General features: G+C 69.0%; 15 protein-coding genes. 5 read left to right on the plus strand and 10 right to left on the minus strand.

Features of this window, described 5'->3' with window-relative positions:
- Positions 1–183: 183 nt before the first annotated feature.
- The 9 genes from ACZ4EF_RS30230 to ACZ4EF_RS30270 form a co-directional block, all read right to left on the minus strand.
- A complete protein-coding gene (locus tag ACZ4EF_RS30230) occupies positions 184–1,491 on the minus strand; it encodes a sugar ABC transporter permease (RefSeq protein WP_355338636.1) in 1,308 nt (435 codons plus the stop codon).
- Positions 1,488–2,276, minus strand: a complete 789-nt coding sequence (locus tag ACZ4EF_RS30235) for an ATP-binding cassette domain-containing protein (RefSeq protein WP_188282659.1) — start codon at positions 2,274–2,276, stop codon at positions 1,488–1,490. The genes ACZ4EF_RS30230 and ACZ4EF_RS30235 overlap by 4 nt, the downstream gene beginning before the upstream one ends.
- A gap of 230 nt (positions 2,277–2,506) precedes the next feature.
- Positions 2,507–3,589, minus strand: a complete 1,083-nt coding sequence (locus tag ACZ4EF_RS30240) for a sugar ABC transporter substrate-binding protein (RefSeq protein WP_355338632.1) — start codon at positions 3,587–3,589, stop codon at positions 2,507–2,509.
- 139 nt (positions 3,590–3,728) lie between these two features.
- Positions 3,729–4,943: an ROK family transcriptional regulator gene (locus tag ACZ4EF_RS30245; protein ID WP_355338629.1), complete on the minus strand. Its 1,215-nt coding sequence runs from the start codon at positions 4,941–4,943 to the stop codon at positions 3,729–3,731.
- A gap of 261 nt (positions 4,944–5,204) precedes the next feature.
- Positions 5,205–6,161: a carbohydrate ABC transporter permease gene (locus tag ACZ4EF_RS30250; protein WP_355338626.1), complete on the minus strand. Its 957-nt coding sequence runs from the start codon at positions 6,159–6,161 to the stop codon at positions 5,205–5,207.
- A 13-nt stretch (positions 6,162–6,174) separates the two neighbouring features.
- Positions 6,175–7,107, minus strand: coding sequence for a carbohydrate ABC transporter permease (locus tag ACZ4EF_RS30255; protein ID WP_355338623.1), 933 nt, complete (start codon positions 7,105–7,107; stop codon positions 6,175–6,177).
- A gap of 94 nt (positions 7,108–7,201) precedes the next feature.
- On the minus strand, positions 7,202–8,599 hold the full coding sequence (gene ngcE / locus ACZ4EF_RS30260) for an N-acetylglucosamine/diacetylchitobiose ABC transporter substrate-binding protein (RefSeq protein WP_355338620.1): 1,398 nt from the start codon (positions 8,597–8,599) through the stop codon (positions 7,202–7,204).
- Between the two features lie 485 nt (positions 8,600–9,084).
- Positions 9,085–11,799: an aconitate hydratase AcnA gene (acnA, locus tag ACZ4EF_RS30265; protein ID WP_355338617.1), complete on the minus strand. Its 2,715-nt coding sequence runs from the start codon at positions 11,797–11,799 to the stop codon at positions 9,085–9,087.
- A 320-nt stretch (positions 11,800–12,119) separates the two neighbouring features.
- Positions 12,120–12,620 carry a hypothetical protein gene (locus ACZ4EF_RS30270; protein ID WP_467507242.1) on the minus strand — a complete coding sequence of 167 codons (501 nt, stop codon included), beginning with the start codon at positions 12,618–12,620 and terminating at the stop codon, positions 12,120–12,122.
- Between the two features lie 283 nt (positions 12,621–12,903).
- On the opposite strand from ACZ4EF_RS30270, the gene ACZ4EF_RS30275 reads away from it, so the two are divergent.
- The 3 genes from ACZ4EF_RS30275 to ACZ4EF_RS30285 all read left to right on the plus strand — a co-directional run bounded on the left by ACZ4EF_RS30275 (position 12,904) and on the right by ACZ4EF_RS30285 (position 15,825).
- Entirely contained in the window at positions 12,904–13,506 is a 603-nt protein-coding gene (locus tag ACZ4EF_RS30275) for a hypothetical protein (protein WP_467507244.1), read from the plus strand.
- Positions 13,507–13,609: 103 nt separating this feature from the next.
- On the plus strand, positions 13,610–14,467 hold the full coding sequence (locus ACZ4EF_RS30280) for a class I SAM-dependent methyltransferase (RefSeq protein ID WP_467507246.1): 858 nt from the start codon (positions 13,610–13,612) through the stop codon (positions 14,465–14,467).
- On the plus strand, positions 14,464–15,825 hold the full coding sequence (locus ACZ4EF_RS30285) for a hypothetical protein (RefSeq protein WP_467507247.1): 1,362 nt from the start codon (positions 14,464–14,466) through the stop codon (positions 15,823–15,825). The genes ACZ4EF_RS30280 and ACZ4EF_RS30285 overlap by 4 nt, the downstream gene beginning before the upstream one ends.
- Positions 15,826–15,840: 15 nt before the next feature.
- On the opposite strand, the gene ACZ4EF_RS30290 is transcribed toward ACZ4EF_RS30285, so the two are convergent.
- Positions 15,841–16,359, minus strand: a complete 519-nt coding sequence (locus ACZ4EF_RS30290) for a hypothetical protein (protein WP_467507249.1) — start codon at positions 16,357–16,359, stop codon at positions 15,841–15,843.
- Between the two features lie 282 nt (positions 16,360–16,641).
- Between ACZ4EF_RS30290 and ACZ4EF_RS30295 the strand changes: the two genes are divergently transcribed.
- Together ACZ4EF_RS30295 and ACZ4EF_RS30300 are read left to right on the plus strand one after the other, a co-directional pair.
- Entirely contained in the window at positions 16,642–18,171 is a 1,530-nt protein-coding gene (locus ACZ4EF_RS30295; protein WP_355338602.1) for a helix-turn-helix domain-containing protein, read from the plus strand.
- Between the two features lie 132 nt (positions 18,172–18,303).
- Positions 18,304–19,446: an L-talarate/galactarate dehydratase gene (locus ACZ4EF_RS30300; RefSeq protein ID WP_467507252.1), complete on the plus strand. Its 1,143-nt coding sequence runs from the start codon at positions 18,304–18,306 to the stop codon at positions 19,444–19,446.
- The last annotated feature ends 62 nt before the right edge of the window (positions 19,447–19,508 follow it).

Here is a 19,508-nt window from a genome sequence, read left to right on the forward strand (position 1 = left end):
GCCTTTTTGGGTCCAGGGGTTGCGGCCCCTCTGGGAGGGGGGGAGCAAGGAAAGGAAAAGGAAAAAGGGAGGGGGCGCCCTCCCTCCCCCCCCCCCCCCGCCGGTTCGAGGTGCTGCCGCGGTGCGCGTGTCCGCCCGCGTTGTTACGAGCCGTTACGCGCGCCGCCGTCGTACGCGGTGCCGCTACGCGCGGCCGGAGGTCTTCTGCGTACGGCGCGAGACCGAGTCGATGACCACGGCGGCGAGCAGAACGGCGCCGGTGATCATGTACTGGATCGAGGTGTTCATGTTGAGCAGGTCGAGTCCGGTCTGGATGGACTGGATGACCAGCATGCCGAGCAGCGCCGACCAGACGTTGCCGCGACCGCCGAAGAGGCTGGTGCCGCCGATGACCGCGGCGGCGATCGCCAGCATCAGCAGGTTGCCGGTACCGGCGGCGAGCGTCGCGGTGTAGGTCTGGGCGGCCAGGAAGAGACCGCCGATGGCGGCGAAGCCGCCGGAGATCGCGAAGACCGCGATCCGGATCAGCGCCACGTTGATACCGGCGCGGCGGGCGGCCTCGATGCTGCCGCCGACCGCGAAGACCTTGCGGCCGAAGGGCGTGCGGCGCAGGACGAAGTCGCAGATCACCAGGGCGACCAGGAAGATCACCAGGGCGTTCGGCACACCGGCGGACTTGTTGAGCACGTACGCGGCCACGTAGGCCACGACGGCCAGGGCGACGGTGCGCAGCGCGATCTCGCTGGTGGGGCGGAACGGGACGCCCGCCTTGCGGCGGCGGGTCTGCTCGATCAGCGAACCGGCGAGCAGCGCGACGACACCGACGGTCGCCAGGATGTAGGCGCCGGCGATGTCCTGGTCCATGAAGAAGGAGCGCTGGCCCAGGATGTGCATCGGGCCCTTGTCCTGGATGGACAGCGAGCCGGTGGAGCCGAGCAGCCACAGCATCAGGCCGTTCCAGCCGAGGTTGCCCGCGAGGGTGACCACGAAGGCGGGGACGCCGATCTTGGCGAAGAAGAAGCCGTGGATCGCGCCGATGCCGATGCCGGTGAGGACCGTGAGGATCATCGCCAGCCACATGTTCATGCCGTGTGTGGTGGAGAAGATCGCGAAGATCGCGGCCGACAGACCGCTGACGGAGGCGACCGACAGGTCGATCTCACCGAGCAGCAGCACGAAGACCAGGCCGACCGCGATCATGCCGGTGGCGGCCAGGAAGTAGCTGATGTTGACCATGTTGGTCGAGCTGAGGAACAGGCTGTCCTTCAGCTGGAACACGGTCCAGATGATGATCAGGCCGACGATGACGGGCAGCGAGCCCAGTTCACCGCCCTTGAGCTTGCGCTTGAACTCGGTGATGTAGCCCTTGAAGCCCTCTTGGCGGACCAGCAGCCGGGGGTCGATGACCTCGACCGCGGCCGGGGCCATTTCGTCGACCGGAGCGGCCGGCGGCTCCTCGTCGGCCTTCGACAGGGTGGTCTTGTCGCTCACTTCGCCGCCTCCACATTGCGCGACTGACGGCGGGTCACGGCGTTGTCCGTGGCTCCGGTGATGGCCGCGATGATCTGCTCGTTCGTGGTGCCCTTGACCGGGAAGGACCCGTTGTTCCTGCCCAGGCGCAGCACGTGGACGGTGTCCGCGACCGCCGTCACGTCAGCCATGTTGTGGCTGATCAGAATCACGCCGAGGCCGCGCTCGCGCAGCCGCTCGACCAGGTCGAGGACCTGGGCGGTCTGCTCGACGCCGAGGGCGGCGGTGGGCTCGTCGAGGATGACGACCTTGGGCTCGCCGATCAGGGCGCGGGCGATGGCCACGACCTGCCGCTGACCGCCGGAGAGGCTGGCGATCGGGATCCGCACGCTGGGGATCCGGATGGACAGCGTGTTGAGCAGCTCGCGCGCACGCCTTTCCATCGTGACCTCGTCGAGCACTCCGACCCGGAGGATCTCCCGTCCGAGATAGAGGTTGCCGACCACGTCGAGGTTGTCGCAGAGCGCGAGGTCCTGGTACGTGGTGGCGATGCCGAGGCTCTGGGCGTCCTGCGGCCGGTTGATGCTGACCGCCTTGCCCTCCCATTCGATGACGCCTTCGTCGATGGGGTGCACACCGGCGATCGTCTTGACCAGTGTGGACTTACCGGCTCCGTTGTCGCCCACCAGGGCGACAACCTCTCCGGCGTGGACCTCCAACTCGACATCGGTGAGGGCCTGAACCGCACCGAATCGCTTGGAGACTCCGCGCAACGCCAGCACGGGCGTAGCGGACACGTGAACCATCTCCTTCGCCGCCTGACCGGCGGGGATGCCGCGTACTGGGGGGACAGCCGCGGGGGACGTGCAATAAAGCACTGGGATGACATCAGTCAACGGGGAACGGGCTCATACCCCTTCCCCGAACGCTCTACCCCGGAAGCGTTTCCGTCCGGTGCCCCGCCCCGGCAGCGGGGTGGAATGGTTGGGGCGGGGCACCGGACAGGTCTTTCGGGGGCGGGCCGAGGCCCTGGGTACTACTGGATGCCCGCGTCCTTGCACGCCTGGGCGAACTCGGCGGTGCAGATCTGGGCCACGGTGTACAGCTTGTCCTTGATGACCGTGTCCTTGATGTTCTCCTTGGTCACCGCGACGGCGCCGATGAGGTGGGCGGGGACCGTCTGGCCCGAGCCGCTCTTGGCGGTGGTGTCGGCGACGTCCTTGAAGTCCTTGCCCTCGAGCAGCGCGACCGCGATCTGGGCGGTGGCGTCGGCCTCCGGCTGGTACGCCTTGTAGATCGTCGCGGCCTGGGTGCCCGCGAGGATCCGCTGGATGCCGGGCAGTTCGGCGTCCTGGCCGGTCAGCGGCGGGTTGATGCCGGCGCCCTTGAGGGCGGTGGCGATACCGCCGGCCATGCCGTCGTTGGCCGAGTAGACGCCCTTGATGTTGGCCTTGCCGAGCTGGGTGATCGCCGCGGTGACCTTCTGGTTGGCGACGGTGTCCTTCCACAGACCCGACTGCTCGTAGGCGATGTTCACCTTGCCGTCGAGGATCTTGTGGGCGCCGGCCTTGAAGGAGGCGGCGTTCGGGTCGGCCGGGTCGCCGTCGATCATGACGATCTTCGAGGTCGGCTTGGCGTCGGCGCCCATGGCGTTGAGCAGCGCCTGGCCCTGGAGCTCGCCGATCTTCTCGTTGTCGTAGGAGACGTAGGCCGAGACCGGGCCCTGCGCGAGGCGGTCGTACGCGACGACCTTGATGCCCTTGTCGACCGCGGCCTGGACCGAGGACTGGATGCCGACCGAGTCCTGCGCGTCCAGGATGAGAACCTTGACGCCCTTGGCGATCATGCTGCTGACCTGCTGCGCCTGCTTGGCGGGGTCACCGGCGGCGTTGGCGTAGTCGACCTTGCAGTCGGAGCACAGCTCCTTGACCTTCGCCTCGATCAGGGGCCGGTCGAACTTCTCGTACCGGGTGGTCGCGTTCTCCGGGAGCAGCAGGCCGATGGTCTTGTCCTTGCTGCTGTCGGACGACTTGTCGCCCGCCTTGCCACAAGCGGCCATCGTGAGCGCGATCGAAACAGCGACCGTCCCGACGGCGATTCGACGCGTCATTGCGTTCATGTGAGGTTGCCTCCCTGACAGGGCCGCAACACCGCGGCCGAGGTGCTCGTGAGTCAACTCCGGCTGACGCCATGCCGTCAAGAAGTAAACACTTAACGAGATGGCAACGACCCGTTTCGTTAGCTGTGTGAACGCTCAGTTATGCCGAAAAGGCGGGTGTATCAACCGGAGTATTACCATCCAACAGTGTAGAATCACCCATCTCACTCAGCACCAGGGCAAGTGCCCCCAAAACCTCCGCACGGGCACCCAGCGACCCGGGCACCACGGACAGCCGTTGGGCGGCACTGGGGATCGCGTACCGCGACACGGACTCCCTTATCGGGCCGAGCACCAGCTCCCCCGCCTCGGCCAAGTCCCCGCCCAGCACGACCCTGCTGGGGTTCAAGAGGTTGCACAGACTGGCCACGCCCATGCCTATGTGGCGGCCCACGTCCCCGATCACGCGACGGCAGCCGGGGTCGCCCTCGCGTGCGAGCTGCACCATCTTCGGGACCGTTAGGCCATCTCCGTGGCTGCCGCGCAGGAGTTCGAGCACATAGCGCGCGGCGGTGAAGGTCTCCAGGCAGCCGCGGTTGCCGCACCGGCACACCGGACCCGACTCGTCGAGGGTGATGTGGCCGATTTCACCCGCCGTGCCCCCCGGTCCGCGGTAGATCCTGCCGTCGATCACCAGGCCCGCGCCGACGCCGCTGGCGACCTTGATGTACGCCAGGTCCTTCACGCCCCGGCCGCCGCCCCAGACCAACTCGCCCAGTGCGCCCAGATTCGCGTCGTTGTCCACCTGGACCGGCACACCGAGCCGGTCGGTCAGCTCCTGGCGGGGGTTGATACCGCTCCAGCCGGGCAGGATCGCGGTCGAACCGAGCGTCCCGGACTCCACGTCGATCGGCCCCGGCACGCCCAGACCCACCCCGAGCACCTTGTCGGGGTTGATCCCGGTGGACTCCACCAGCCGCGCGACGAGTTGCTCGGCGCGGTCGAAGCCCTGGGAGGCGGAGGCGTCCACGTCGATCGGCTCGGACTGCTCGGCCAGCACCTGATGGGCCAGATTGCCGACCGCGACCCGGAGATGCGAATGGCCGAAATCGACTCCTACGACGATGCCGGCGTCACCGGACAGCGCCACGCTGCGGGCCCGCCGACCACCCGAGGAGGTCGACGTCACCTGCACCGTGCCGTTGTCCCGCAGTTCGCGGACGATGTTGGAGACCGTCGCGGCCGACAGGCCGGTGCTGCGCGCGATCTCCGCCTGGGTGAGTGACCCGGCCAGCCGTACGGCACGCACGACGCGTTCCAGGTTGGCCCGGTGCAGCGACGACTGCGATCCCGGAGTCTCGACCACGACATCCACTCCTGCCCGGCAGCCGGAGCGTCCCGGCTGCCCGCACGGACGGGGACCCGGACCGATGTCGTACCTGCCACATCGGTGAGACCCCGTCGTCTACAACATGTGAACTCTAAGTTGAGTGTTTGGGGTGATGTCCCGTCAAGGGGGAGAGCCACACCGTTATGCGAATCGGTCGCCAACGCCGAGGAGCGGCTCCGCGCCCTCGCGGAGCCGCTCCTCGCGGCGTACAGCCTGCTCAACGGCGCTCGGGGGCGCCGCCGCGGGCTACTTCAGGGTGCCCGCGGTGAGTCCGGCCTGGACCTGGCGCTGGAAGGACAGGTACACCACCAGCACCGGCAGCATCGCGATCACCATGCCGGCGAACAGCGCCGGGTAGTCACCCGAGTACCCCTGCGACAGCGCGAGGTTCACCAGGCCCTGGGCCAGCATGGAGTGGTCCTTGTCGGTGCTGGTCTGCGGCTGCATCAGCGTGACCGGCAGGATGTACTGATTCCACTGCCCGAGCACGTTGAAGATGCCGACGCTCAGCAGACCGGGCTTGGCCATCGGCACCATCACCTGGAAGAACGTCCGGGTGTGCGAGGCGCCGTCGAGCACCGCCGCCTCATGGATGGCCGTTGGCAGCGTCTTGAAGAACGAGTGCATGAAGAAGGTCGTGAACGGCAGCGAGTAGGCGACGTACACCAGGATCAGACCCTGGTACGTGTTCAGCATGCCGAGGTTCTTCACCATGAAGAACAGCGGGACCAGCGCGAGGAAGTACGGGAACATCGCGCCGCCGACGAACAGGAAGTAGATGAACCTGTTGCCGGGGAACTCGTACCGGGCCAGCACGTAGGCGACCATCGAGCCGAAGAGCATGGTCAGCGGCACCGAGAACACCATCACGATCACGGTGTTCAGGAAGAAGTCGCCGATGCCCTTGTCCCAGGCGCGGCTGAACGCGCCGAAGGTGAAGTGCGAGGGCCAGGACCACGCGCTGGAGCCGATCTCGCTGTTGTTCTTGAACGAGCTGAGGATGATCCATGCCAGTGGCAGGATGATCATGATCGCCCAGACCGCAAGGAAGCCGTGCGAGAAGACGTTGAGCACCCGGCCGCCGGCTCCGTCGTAGCCGGCCTCCTCCGCTCCCTTGCCCTTGCGCTTCTTGCCGGGCCCGCCCTGAGCGGGTACCTGGCCCAGCAGTCCGCCGGACTGCGCCTCGGTGATGGGTGAGGTCATGGTGCTTCCCCGCTCAGAACTCGATGCGGTCACGGCGGGAGACCCGCAGCGTGACAGCGGAAACGATCAAGGTCACCAGCATGATGATCACGCCCTGTGCGCAGGCGTAACCGCTCTTGCCGAAGGACAGGAAGTTGCGCATCAGGTAGGTCGCCATGACCTCGCTGTGGTGGTCGGGACCACCGCCGTAGCCGGTTCCGGGGGTCAGTCCGGAGACCAGGGCGAAGAAGTCCATCGCGAAGATCGAGATGTACACCCACGAGGTCTGCACGCTGTCCCACAGCAGCGGGAGGGTGACCTTGAAGAAGGTCTGCGAGCGGCCCGCGCCGTCGAGCAGCGCGGCCTCGTAGATGTCCTTGGGGATGGACTGCATCGCCGCGGAGAACAGCACGAGGTAGAAGCCGACGCCCGCCCAGACCTGGATCGCCAGCAGGCACCAGAGCACGAGGTTGGGGTCGTTCAGCCACTCGATGGGGTTGTTGGCGTCCTCCAGGTGCAGCTTCACCAGGACGCCGTTGAGCAGACCGGCCGAGTCACTGCGGTAGACCGCGCCGAACAGCACGATCAGGATCGCGACCGACAGGACCTGCGGGAAGAAGTAGACGACCTTGTAGATCCCGGCGCCGCGGACGCCCTGGACACCGCCCGCCGTGCTGCGACCGCCCACGTTCACCATGAAGGCGAAGAACAGCGCCAGCAGGATGGTGATCACCGGCAGGAAGATCAGCAGCAGGATGTTGTGCCACAACGCGGTCCTGAAGACGGAGTCGTGGAACAGGGTCGTGTAGTTGTCCAGGCCCACGAAGTTGAAGGTCTGGGACTCGCCCTTCCAGTCCGTGAGCGAGTAGCCGATCGTCTGGAGATACGGCCAGATCACGAACGTCACATACAGGACGATCGGGACGATGAGGAAGCCCACAATGAAGGGGTATTTGCGATGCTGCATGGATCCTGCTCCTGATCGAGGGGCTATGCCGGTGGGGGGGGGGGGGGGGGGGGGACGCGCCCCCCCCCCCCCCCCACCGCACGACGTCGCTGGGTCAGGCCTTCTTGGCCTTGGCCGCGAGCGCCTTGGCCTTCGAGATCCACTGGGCGGGGGTGAGGCGCTTGGCCATCAGCTCACCGCTCAGGTTCTGCAGGGCGACATCGAACTCGCTGTTGGTGTTCGGGTAGTTGTAGTTGAACGTGTTCGCACCGGCAGCGCTCAGCGCGGTCACGGTCGACGCGGTACCCGGACGGAGCTGGACGTCGGAGCCGACGCCGTCCTTGAGGACGGTGAGGGAGTTGGCGGCGGCGGCGAACTTGCCGGAGCCCTCCTTCGTCAGCATCATGCGCAGGAACTCCAGGCCGCCGGCCTTGTTCTTGGCCTTCTCCGGGACGATGAACGGCTCGCCCGCGCCCGCCCGGATCGCCTCGAAGGGCAGCTTGTCGCCCGTGAGCGACGGCATCGGCATGAACTTCATGTCGAAGTCGCTCGGGGTGGCCTTCATCTGCTCGTTCTCCAGCCAGGAGCCGCACGGGATGAAGGCGGCCTTGTACTGGTTCCACGCGGTCTGCGACTCGATGTGGGTCAGACCGTTGGTGCCGGGCAGCAGGTAGTTCTTGTCCACGATCTCGTAGACCGCCTCGATGCCCGCCTTGACGGCCGGGTCGTCCCAGGCCGTCGGGTCCATCGTGTCGATGCGCTTCTGGAGCTCCAGGCCGCCGTTCTTGGCGATGAGGTCCATGATCGCGACGTTGATGTAGTACGGGTACTTGCCCTGGTGACAGAAGGGCGCGATCTTCTCCTTCTTGATCTCCGCGGAAAGGGAGATGAAGTCGGCCCACGTCTTGGGCTCGGTCCAGCCCTTGTCCTTGAACAGCTTGCCGGAGTACCACAGGCCGAACACGGTGTAGATGTAGCTCAGCGAGTACATCTTGCCGTCGAGCGTGCCGGTCTCGATCGTGCCGGGCTGGAGCACGTCGCGGATCTTCTTGCTCGGGTCGTCGATGTAGGGCGCGTCGAGCAGCGGGGTGAGGTCCGCGAGCTGACCGCTCTTCTGCAGGACGTCCAGCTTGATCTGCTGGGCGCCCGAGTCGTCGATGACGTCCGGCGGGCTGCCGGCGTTGAAGCGCGGCTGGAGCTTGCCGGCGATGTCCTGCGTGGGCAGGACGCTGGACTTGGAGCCCGGGTGCTTGGACTCGTACAGCTTGCCGAGCGCGGTGGCGTAGTCGTGGCCGTAACCACCGTCGAAGATGACGATGTCGAGGGCCGTGGAGTCGTTCACGCCGAAGGGGTTGTCCTTCGAGGCCGCAGTCGCGCTCTTGGTGGGCTTGTCGCTACTGCTGTCACCGCCGCTGGACGCGCAGGCGCTCAGCAGACCGGCCGACGGAATGGCTACGAGGCCAAGCGCCGCGGAACGCTTGACCAGATCCCGGCGGTTCATTTCGGATCCCATGCTCAAGTCCTCGCTCTCATCAGGACTCATGCGGTGCAGCGGAATCCGCCGACGACCGCGAACAGTTGAAGCTTGAGTGATGCCGTGCATCCATCGAGGAGGGGTACGTCACCGTAGGCCGCCGGGTGTTTCTGCCCGACGTTCCCCCCCGCCCCGCCCCGCTGTGAGCGGGTTCCTTGGACGCCGACAGGTATAGTCCACTTGCAGTCGGCAGGGCAAGATCGAATGATGGTTTGGGCGGCAAGCTTTCCCGAGTTGAGACCTCCGCGAAACGTGGGATGTCTCACCGATCCCGAGCGCGCCGGATCTTGTATTCACTAGTCAACACGACTGTCACGGAAGTGCGTTCAAGTAGTGAAGACCGAACCGGGCCGAGCCGGTCTGCATGTACGGACATAAGCGGACGGGCCGCACTCCCCTGAGAGGAGCGCGGCCCGCCTGCGGTTTCTTCTGCGTATCCGCCGTAGCGGAACGTCACTTGATCGTTACTTGCGGATCAGCGACCGCAACACGTACTGCATGATGCCGCCGTTGCGGTAGTAGTCGGCCTCTCCGGGGGTGTCGATCCGGACAACGGCGTCGAACTCCACGCCGGTGTCGGTGGTGACCTTCACCGTGCGCGGGGTCGTGCCGTCGTTCAGCTCGGTCACGCCGGAGATGGCGAACGTCTCCTCGCCCGTGAGCCCCAGGGAGGCCGCGGAGGCGCCCTCGGGGTACTGGAGCGGCAGCACGCCCATGCCGATCAGGTTGGAGCGGTGGATGCGCTCGTAGGACTCCGCGACGACCGCCTTGACGCCGAGCAGCGCGGTGCCCTTGGCCGCCCAGTCGCGGGACGAGCCGGAGCCGTACTCCTTGCCCGCCAGGACGACCAGCGGCACGCCCTGCTCGATGTAGTTGCGCGAGGCGTCGTAGATGAAGGCGACCGGGCCGTCCGCCTGGGTGAAGTCGCGGGTGTAGCCGCCCTCGGTGCCCGGCGCGATCTGGTTGCGCAGCCGGATGTTGGCGAAGGTGCCGCGGATCATGACCTCGTGGTTGCCGCGGCGCGAGCCGTAGCTGTTGAAGTCGCGGCGGTCGACGCCGTGTCCGGTGAGGTACTTGCCCGCCGGGGTGTCGGCCTTGATCGCGCCGGCCGGGGAGATGTGGTCGGTGGTGACCGAGTCGCCGAGCTTGGCCAGGACGCGGGCGCCCTCGATGTCGGTGACCGGGGTGGTCTCCATCGTCATGCCCTCGAAGTACGGGGGCTTGCGGACGTAGGTGGACTGCGGGTCCCACTCGAAGGTGTCGCCGGTCGGGATCGACAGCGCCTGCCACTGCGCGTCGCCCGCGAAGACGTCGCGGTAGGACTCGTTGAACATGTCCTGGCCGATCGCGGACGCGACCACGTCGTTGACCTCGGCCTCGGTCGGCCAGATGTCCTGGAGGCGGACCGGCTTGCCGTCGGTGTCGGTGCCGAGGACGTCCTCGGTGATGTTCACCTTCATCGAGCCCGCGATGGCGTACGCGACGACCAGCGGCGGCGACGCCAGGTAGTTCATCTTGACGTCCGGGTTGATCCGGCCCTCGAAGTTGCGGTTGCCCGAGAGCACCGCGGCGACCGCGAGGTCCGCCTCGTTGACCGCCTTGGAGACCTCCTCGGGCAGCGGGCCCGAGTTGCCGATGCAGGTGGTGCAGCCGTAACCGACCAGGTTGAAGCCGAGCTTGTCCAGGTACGGGGTCAGGCCCGCCTTGTCGAAGTAGTCCGTGACGACCTTGGAGCCGGGCGCCAGCGTCGTCTTCACCCACGGCTTGCGGGTCAGACCGCGCTCGACCGCCTTCTTGGCGACCAGGGCGGCGGCGACCATCACGTACGGGTTCGAGGTGTTGGTGCACGAGGTGATCGCGGCGACGGTGACGGCGCCGTGGTCGATCTCGTACGTGCTGCCGTCGGGGGCGGTCACCACGGTCGGCTTGGTCGGCACGCCGTTGTGGGTGGCCGGGGAGTCGGAGGCCGGGAAGGACTCCTTGCCCGCCTCCTCGTCGTCGGTCACGTAGTTGCGCACGTCGCGGGCGAACTGCTGGGAGGCGTTCGCCAGGACGATACGGTCCTGCGGGCGCTTGGGCCCGGCGATCGACGGGACGACGGTGGCGAGGTCCAGCTCCAGCTTCTCGGAGAAGTCCGGCTCGGCGGCCGGGTCCAGCCACAGGCCCTGCTCCTTGGCGTACGCCTCGACCAGCGCGACCTGCTGCGCGTCCCGGCCGGTCAGCCGCAGGTACTTCAGCGTCTCCTCGTCGATCGGGAAGATCGCCGCGGTGGAGCCGAACTCCGGCGACATGTTGCCGATGGTGGCGCGGTTGGCCAGCGACGTGGCGCCGACGCCCTCGCCGTAGAACTCCACGAACTTGCCGACCACGCCGTGCTTGCGCAGCATCTCGGTGATGGTCAGCACCAGGTCGGTGGCGGTGGTGCCGGTGGGCAGCTCGCCGGTCAGCTTGAAGCCGACGACCCGCGGGATCAGCATGGACACCGGCTGGCCGAGCATCGCGGCCTCGGCCTCGATGCCGCCGACGCCCCAGCCGAGCACGCCGAGGCCGTTGACCATGGTGGTGTGCGAGTCGGTGCCGACCAGGGTGTCCGGGTACGCCTGGCCGCCGCGGACCATGACGGTACGGGCCAGGTGCTCGATGTTCACCTGGTGAACGATGCCGGTGCCGGGCGGGACGACCTTGAACTCGTCGAACGCGGTCTGGCCCCAGCGCAGGAACTGGTAGCGCTCCTTGTTGCGGCCGTACTCCAGCTCCACGTTCTGCGCGAAGGAGTCGGCGGTGCCGAAGCGGTCGGCGATCACCGAGTGGTCGATGACCAGCTCGGCCGGGGCGAGGGGGTTGATCCGGGCGGCGTCGCCGCCGAGCTCCTTGACGGCCTCGCGCATGGTGGCCAGGTCCACGACGCAGGGCACACCCGTGAAGTCCTGCATGATCACGCGGGCCGGCGTGAACTGGATCTCCTGGCTCGGCTGGGCCTGGGAGTCCCAGCCGCCCAGCGCCCGGATGTGGTCGGCGGTGATGTTCGCGCCGTCCTCGGTACGCAGCAGGTTCTCCAGCAGCACCTTCAGGCTGTACGGCAGCCGGGCCGCGCCCGCCACCTTGTCCAGCCGGAAGATCTCGTACGACTCGTCGCCCACGCGCAGCGTGCTGCGGGCGTCGAAGCTGTTCGCCGACACGACAGTCTCCTTCATGCGTCGTCTTGCGTCATTGCGCGCGTACCACCGCGGTCCCCCGGCCCGGCCGCATGTCGGTGACATGCCCGCCGGCCGGTCCGCTAAGGTGGGCTCTGGTTAGGTAACCCTTACCTCGTGCGGTGCGGTCGTCGTACGCCTCAGCAGATATCTCGATGTCGAGATAACTCTAGTACATGACCGCCGCTGGGTCATGCCCGGCCCGCCCGGTGACCTGTCGCAGTGAAGGTTGAGTGTTTCCCACCGAAGCTTGATCGGCTCCTGCCGGTGGGGCGCCCTCGCATCAACCCGGTCTACGGGCTCTGCTACGGCTGAGACCGCGGATCCGAGCGCAGACCCAGGGCACTGTGCTGAACCCATCCAGCTGGCACGTCCGCGCCACCGGACGCACTGCGCGTCATCGCCACCAATCGCGACCGCAACTCCTGCGTCGGCTCATCCAGCACAATCGCACTGATCACCAGTTCCAGCATCACGCAGTCGTACTCGTCGTCCCTGCTCCGGTAGCGCTCCTGATCACGCTCCACCACAGCTCCGGAGATCCGCCAGCCCCCGGCGTCCACGGGCGTGAAAGTTGCTTCGAAGACCCCGCGACCGGTCCAGCTCCGATGGAGGAAGACAACCCTGCCCTCGCTGAACACGTCCCACTTCTCGTCCATACCCCGGGAGTGGTAACCGAGCTGGATCCGCTCCCAGTCCGCATCCGACCAGATCCGGCCGGGCAAGACCGGGAGTGATCCGGGAGACGAGATCGGCTGGATGCGACCGGCAAACGAGGACCGGGTAACACGTTCGGCGGCAGGCATGCCGCGATCCTACGGATGGGGGTGCCCACCACGACAGCCGTCCAGAGATAGGTCCACGCCACCGGCAGGAAGCCGCTCAACCTTCGGTGAGAATCGCTCAACCTTCACTGCGACAGGTCACCCGGGGACGGCGGCGTGGCGCGCGCCGGGTCGGACGGGCGGGTGGACGGGCGTGACCGACGGCGTGACCGACGGGCGTGCCGTGCGGCGGGTCGGACGCGGGACGGGGCGCGGGCCTCGCGCGGGGGTGTGCCCGCTTGACGGGTGCCGGGACAATCTCCTCATGCGGTATACGACGGAGGACGAGGGCGCGAGGGTCGCGGCGGTCCTGGCCGAGGCGGCGCGGCGGATGGCCGCGCTGCGCGGGGCGCCGCCTTTCCGGGTGTGCGCGGTGACCCGTCCCGCGCCGGAACCGGCGTGGTTCGCCGAGGGCCACAGAAGAGACGACGTATGGCAGCGGATCACCGTGCGGCACGGACGGCTGGGGCAGGACGAGGCGGCGGTCTGGGTGACCAGCGCGGTGCGTGACGCCGAGCCGGTGAGCCTGGCCGAGGCGCTGCGGCTGGAGCGGGACGGGTACCCGCGGGCGGACGAGGACCCTTCGGCGCGGGAGGCCGGGGCGGGCCGTACGTCGCGGGCGGAGGTCGTCGTGGACGGTGCGCCGCGGGCGGCCGATGTCCTGACGGAAGGGACGTGGTGGGCGGCGCGGATCGAGGCGGTGGCGGATGCCGGTACGGACGCTGATGCGGACGCTGACGCTGAACCCGTCACGGTCACCGTCGTCGGGCACCACGTGCCCATCGGACAGGTCCGGTTGGCGACCGTGACCGACCTCGGACCGTACATCGACGCCAGGGAAGCGGAGTTGGCGCGACTGCGGACCTGACCCGCGGGACCCTTCGTGCGGCCGACGGGGAGATCCACAACGGCAACGGGACGTGATACCAAGGTGGGTGACGCAACGTCACACACTCGGGGGTCGACGGGTCATGCAGCACGGTGGGGTCGAACTGACCGCGTATCTGGTCAACGAGTCGCGGGCGCGCAAGCCCGACCTCGCCGAGGATCCTCTGGCGGGCGCGTGGATTCCGGACGGTGACCGGCCCGCGGTGAGGGAGTTGTGGCGGGAGTTCGCCGACGAGGTGTACCCGCACGACGACCTGGTGGTGTCGCTGCGCGGACGCTACATCGCCGACACCCTCGCGCGGGCGCTGCGCGCCGACCCGGACACGGTGCTCGTGGTGTGCGGGGCCGGTTTCTCCTCGTATCCCTGGCTGTTGCCGTTCCCCGCGGCGCTGGAGGTGGATCTGCCGGAGATGGCGGCGGCCAAGCGGCGGCGGGCGGCGGAGCTGACGGCGTCCGGTGTCGCGCCGGAGCGCGAGGTGCGGCATCTCGCGGCCGATCTGAACAGCGCGCAGGGCCGCGCCGAAGTGACCTCCGCCGCACGCGAGTTGGCGGCCGGCCGGCCGGTCGCGTACGTCGCGGAGGGCGTCGTCTTCTATCTGCCGGGGGACGCGGCACGGTCGGTGGTGACGCTGGGCGCCGGTTTCGGTACGACGGCGGTGACCGCGGTCAGCTACTGGCCCGCGGCGGCGGCGGGCTGCCGCGTCCTGGCCGAGCAGCGCGACTGGTTCCTGCGCAGGTCGGTGCCCGCGGACGCGAGCCATCTCACGCACGACGAGCTGGAGTCGCTGCTGGGCACGGCGATCGAGGACCGGGGCCCCGAGGATCTGCAACGCCGTTATCTGGGCGGGGTGTCGGTGAGCGAGTCCGACCTGATCCCGGAGTACGTGGCGGTCTCCTGGACCCTCGGCTCCGGCACCGGCCGCGCGGGCGCGGCGGCATGAGCGGCGGCGCGAGAAGCGGCACGAGCGGCGGCGCGAGCGGCGGCGCGAGCGGCGGCACGAGCGGCGGCGCGAACGGCGGCGCGAGCGGCGGCACGAGCGGCGGCGCGAACGGCGGCGCGAGCGGCAGTATGAGCTTCGGCGCGAGCGAGGTGCTGCATCTCCAGAGCCGGGCGTATCCGCTGCACCACCGCTCCCCCGTCAGCTCGTTGGAGCTGGTCGCGGTGCCGGGCCACGGCGAGTTACGGCCGGTGGTCGGGGGCCTGCGGTCGCTGGCGTACAACCCGGACACCACCATCGAGATGGACCTGACCGGCATGGTCGGACCGGCGATCAGCCTGCCGGGCACGGAGATCGTGGCCTGCCACGCGCGCATCCTGACCGCGGGCACGGTGCTGGTGGTCTACGCGCTGCGGCACGAGGCCGATCTGCGGCGGATGGCGCTGCACGACCTCGACGCGCTCGACGCGACCGTCAACCAGGCGCTGCGGGAGGCGGACGCGCCGATCCTGACGGCGGTGCTGGCCGCGGCCGTCGCCAGTGGTCTAGTCCAGGGGATCGCGCTGCGGCCCGATCTCGCGCTGACCGGGGCGGGTTCGCCGATCGACCGTCAATCGGCGCGCTACAACTGCCACTTCGTGACGCGGGACCCGCCGTGGGCGGCCGACGCACGGGTGCCCGCGCTGATATCGGGCCCCGACTGCCGGATCCTGCTGCCGTACACGTACGCCTGGGACCGCGATCCGGCGACGCCGCTGCACGATCTGCTGACCATGACCGAGCCCACGGACATCGCGGTGGCGCAGCAGTCGCTGCTGGTGGGCGCGCTCGTCGCCGGGCGGTGGGTGCTGGCCGACCTGGCGCACGGCCACCCCGAGACCACCGATGTGCACGCCTTCCGGCGGTTCCTCGACGGTCTGTGGGCCGACTTCCATCATCTCGACGGCTACCGGATCGAGTCGACGCAGGCGCACCGGGCCAGTTATCTCTCCGCGCGGCAGGTGATCGGGCTCGACGACACCCAGGAGCGCGCCGACAAGCTCCTCGGTTACGTCAGCAACTCCCTGCTGGCCGCGTCCTCGCAGCGCGCGGAGGCGCTGGACGCCCGGCTGAACCGTGTCGCGGCGGCGCTGACGGTGGTGAGCGCCGCGTCCTTCGGCCTCGACATCGCCGTGTTCGTCCTGCCGCAGGTCTCCCTGGCCACGAAGCTCGGCGTCGTCACCGGGCTGCTCGGCATGGCGGTGTGCTGTCTGCTGGCCGTGGTCCTGCCGCGTACGCCGCGGTGGGTGGCGCGCCGCCGGATTCCGGCGCCGCGGGCCGCGGCCGACGACGAGCGGATCTTCGTACCGCACGGGCGGTAGCGGGCACCGGCCGCGCTACGTCGGCGTGGCCGGTGTCGGGACCTTCGGCAGCTCCACCCAGGAGCCGTAGACGCACACATACGTCGTGCCGCCGTGGACCCCCTGGTCGCTGTCGACGCACGGCGCGGACGGGTCGATCGTCGGCCGGACCAGCGTGTAGTGGCCGCACACGCGATACGGGTGTCCGGGGGTCGGGCACGTGCGCGCGTTCCCGCTCACGCCGGGCGTCACCGCGGTCGCGCCCGCGCGCGCCGGCGGCGCCGTGAGGGCGAACGTCGAGCCGGCCGAGGGCGATCCGGTACCCCGAGTGGCCGCGGCGCCCGTCGTCTCCGCCCGGGTCGGGGGTGTCCGGGAGGGTCCGCTCGGCGACCAGCCGAAGGGCAGCTTCGGCTGGTCCCGCGAGGGGCCCGCGCCGCCGCCGCACCCGGCGAGCGCTCCGGCCAGGGCGAGTACGGCGACGGCCAGTCCCGCACCGGCCGCGCGGCGCGCGGGCCGGGGCCGCGTGGGCCGTGGGGAACGTATGCGCGTGAGCATGATCGGAAGTGTGCCGTACGCCCGCGGCGGCGCGTGGCCGGGGCGTGCGCATCGGGCCGCGGGGGCCGGGGCCGCGCGGTCGGGTTGTGGGGCCGGGTCGTGGGGCCGGGCAGTACTCCGGGTTGCGCGGCCGTGACCCGCGAGTACGGTGATGGCGGTCGCGGGTGCGGGCACGGGCGGCACGCGCTGGCGTACGCCGGATGGCACGCGGCGGGAGTGGGGTCCGTCACGGACGGCCGATCTGCGGTTGCCGCATCTCATATGTGAGATAGCCTCGGCGATATGACCGACGACTACCTCGTACGTATCGGCAGGCTCATCCGGGACGCCAGGCAGCACAGGGGCTGGACACAGTCCCAGCTCGCCGAGGCTCTCGGGACCAGCCAGAGCGCAGTCAACCGTATCGAGCGCGGCAACCAGAACATCAGTCTTGAGATGATCGCCCGCATCGGCGAGGCGCTGGACAGCGAGATCGTCTCCCTCGGCTACGCGGGCCCCATGCATCTGCGGGTGGTCGGCGGGCGTCGCCTGTCCGGCGCCATAGACGTCAAGACGAGCAAGAACGCCTGCGTGGCCCTGCTGTGCGCCACCCTGCTGAACGCCGGGCGCACCACGCTGCGCCGGGTGGCCAGGATCGAGGAGGTCTACCGGATCCTGGAGGTGCTGGGCAGCATCGGCGTCCGCGCCCGCTGGATCAACGACGGAAACGACCTGGAGATCGTGCCGCCCGCCAGCCTCGACCTGGACTCGATGGACACCGAGGCCGCGCGGCGCACCCGCAGTGTGATCATGTTCCTCGGGCCGCTGCTGCACCGCACCGACCGCTTCCGCATCCCGTACGCGGGCGGCTGCGACCTCGGCACCCGTACGGTCCAGCCGCACATGAACGCGCTGCGCCACTTCGGCCTGGACATCACCGCGACGGACGGCACGTACCACGCGGAGGTCGACCGGAGCGTCACCCCGACCCGGCCGATCGTGCTGACCGAGCGCGGCGACACGGTGACCGAGAACGCGCTGCTGGCCGCCGCCCGGCACGACGGCGTCACCGTCATCCGCAACGCCAGCTCCAACTACATGGTCCAGGACCTCTGCTTCTTCCTGGAGGAGCTGGGCGTCCGCGTCGACGGCATCGGTACGACGACGCTCACCGTGCACGGCGTCTCCTCGATCGACCGCGACGTGGACTACGCGCCGTCCGAGGATCCGGTCGAGGCGATGAGCCTGCTGGCCGCGGCCGTCGTCACCGAGTCGGAGCTGACGATCCGGCGGGTGCCGATCGAGTTCATGGAGATCGAGCTGGCCGTGCTGGAGGAGATGGGGCTCGACCACGAGCTGACTCCCGAGTACCGCGCCGACAACGGCCGCACCCGGCTGGTGGACCTCACCGTCCGCCCGTCCAAGCTGCGCTCCCCCATCGACAAGATCCACCCGATGCCGTTCCCCGGTCTCAACATCGACAACGTCCCCTTCTTCGCGGCCATCGCCGCCACCGCCCAGGGCTCGACCCTCATCCACGACTGGGTCTACGACAACCGCGCCATCTACCTCACTGAGCTGACCCGCCTCGGCGCGGCCGTCAAGCTCCTCGACCCGCACCGCGTCCTGGTCGAGGGCCCCACCCGCTGGCGCGCCGCCGAGATGATGTGCCCCCCGGCCCTGCGCCCCGCCGTCGTCGTCCTGCTCGCCATGATGGCCGCCGAAGGCACCTCCGTCCTCCGCAACGTCTACGTCATCAACCGCGGCTACGAAGACCTCGCCGAGCGCCTCAACTCCATCGGCGCCCAGATCGAGATCTTCCGCGACATCTGACACACGGATGCCGCCGCACCCCGTCTGACCTGCTGTTGAGCGGGTCGGTGCGGGGTGCGGCGGCTGGTCGTATGCTGGGCGCGTTCAGGGATGCGCTTGGCGTTTAGATATGTGATCGGGAGGATTTCCGTGGTGTCGATACCGCCCGCCGGTGACCGGATCCGGTCGGTCAGATTGTCGTCCGTCTATCTGCCGCTGGCGGTGCCGGTGAGCGACGCCAAGGTGCTGACGGGGGTGCAGAAGGCGATGACGGAGGTCGCGCTGCTCTTCGCGGAGATCGGGACGGAGGACGGGCACGAGGGGATCGGGTTCGGTTACTCCAAGCGGGCCGGCGGTCCGGGGCAGTTCGCGCACGCGCGGGAGGTGGCCGGGGAGTTGGTGGGCGAGGACCCCAACGACATCGGGCGGCTGTGGGGGAAGCTGGTGTGGGCGGGCGCCTCGGTGGGCCGAAGTGGCCTGGCCACGCAGGCGATCGCCGCGTTCGACATCGCGCTGTGGGATCTGAAGGCGAAGCGGGCGGGCCTGCCGCTGGCCAAACTGCTGGGCGCGCACCGGGATTCGGTGCGGTGCTACAACACCTCCGGCGGCTTTCTGCACACGCCCGTCGAGCAGGTGATGGAGAACGCGACGGCCTCGCTGGAGCGCGGGATCGGCGGCGTCAAGATCAAGGTGGGGCAGCCGGACAGCGCCGAGGACCTCAAGCGGCTCGCAGCGGTACGGGCCCATCTCGGCGACGGCGTACCGCTGATGGTGGACGCCAACCAGCAGTGGGACCGGCCGACGGCGGCGCGGCTGGGGCGGGCGCTGGAGTCGTTCGGGCTCGCCTGGATCGAGGAGCCGCTGGACGCGTACGACGCGGAGGGGCACGCCGCGCTGGCCGCCGCGCTGGACACGCCGATCGCCACCGGGGAGATGCTGGCCAGTGTCGCGGAGCACGTGGCGCTGATCGACGCGCGGGCCTGCGACATCATCCAGCCGGACGCGCCGCGCGTCGGCGGGATCACCCAGTTCCTCAAGCTGGCCGCGCTGGCCGACCACCACCGGCTGCAACTCGCCCCGCACTTCGCCATGGAGATCCATCTCCACCTGGCCGCCGCCTACCCGCACGAGCCGTGGGTCGAGCACTTCGAGTGGCTCGAACCGCTGTTCAACGAGCGGCTGGAGATCCGGGACGGCCGTATGCACCTGTCCGACCGCCCCGGCCTCGGCTTCACCCTCACCGACCGGGCCCGCGCGTGGACGCGCGACAGCTATCGGACCGGCGTGGACGCGTAGTGCCGCCAAGTCCGCAGCCCAGGAAGGGGGTTACGCGAGGAAGGCGGTTACGCGAGGAAGGG

It is taken from the genome of Streptomyces sp. NPDC025721 (genome assembly GCF_055558595.1).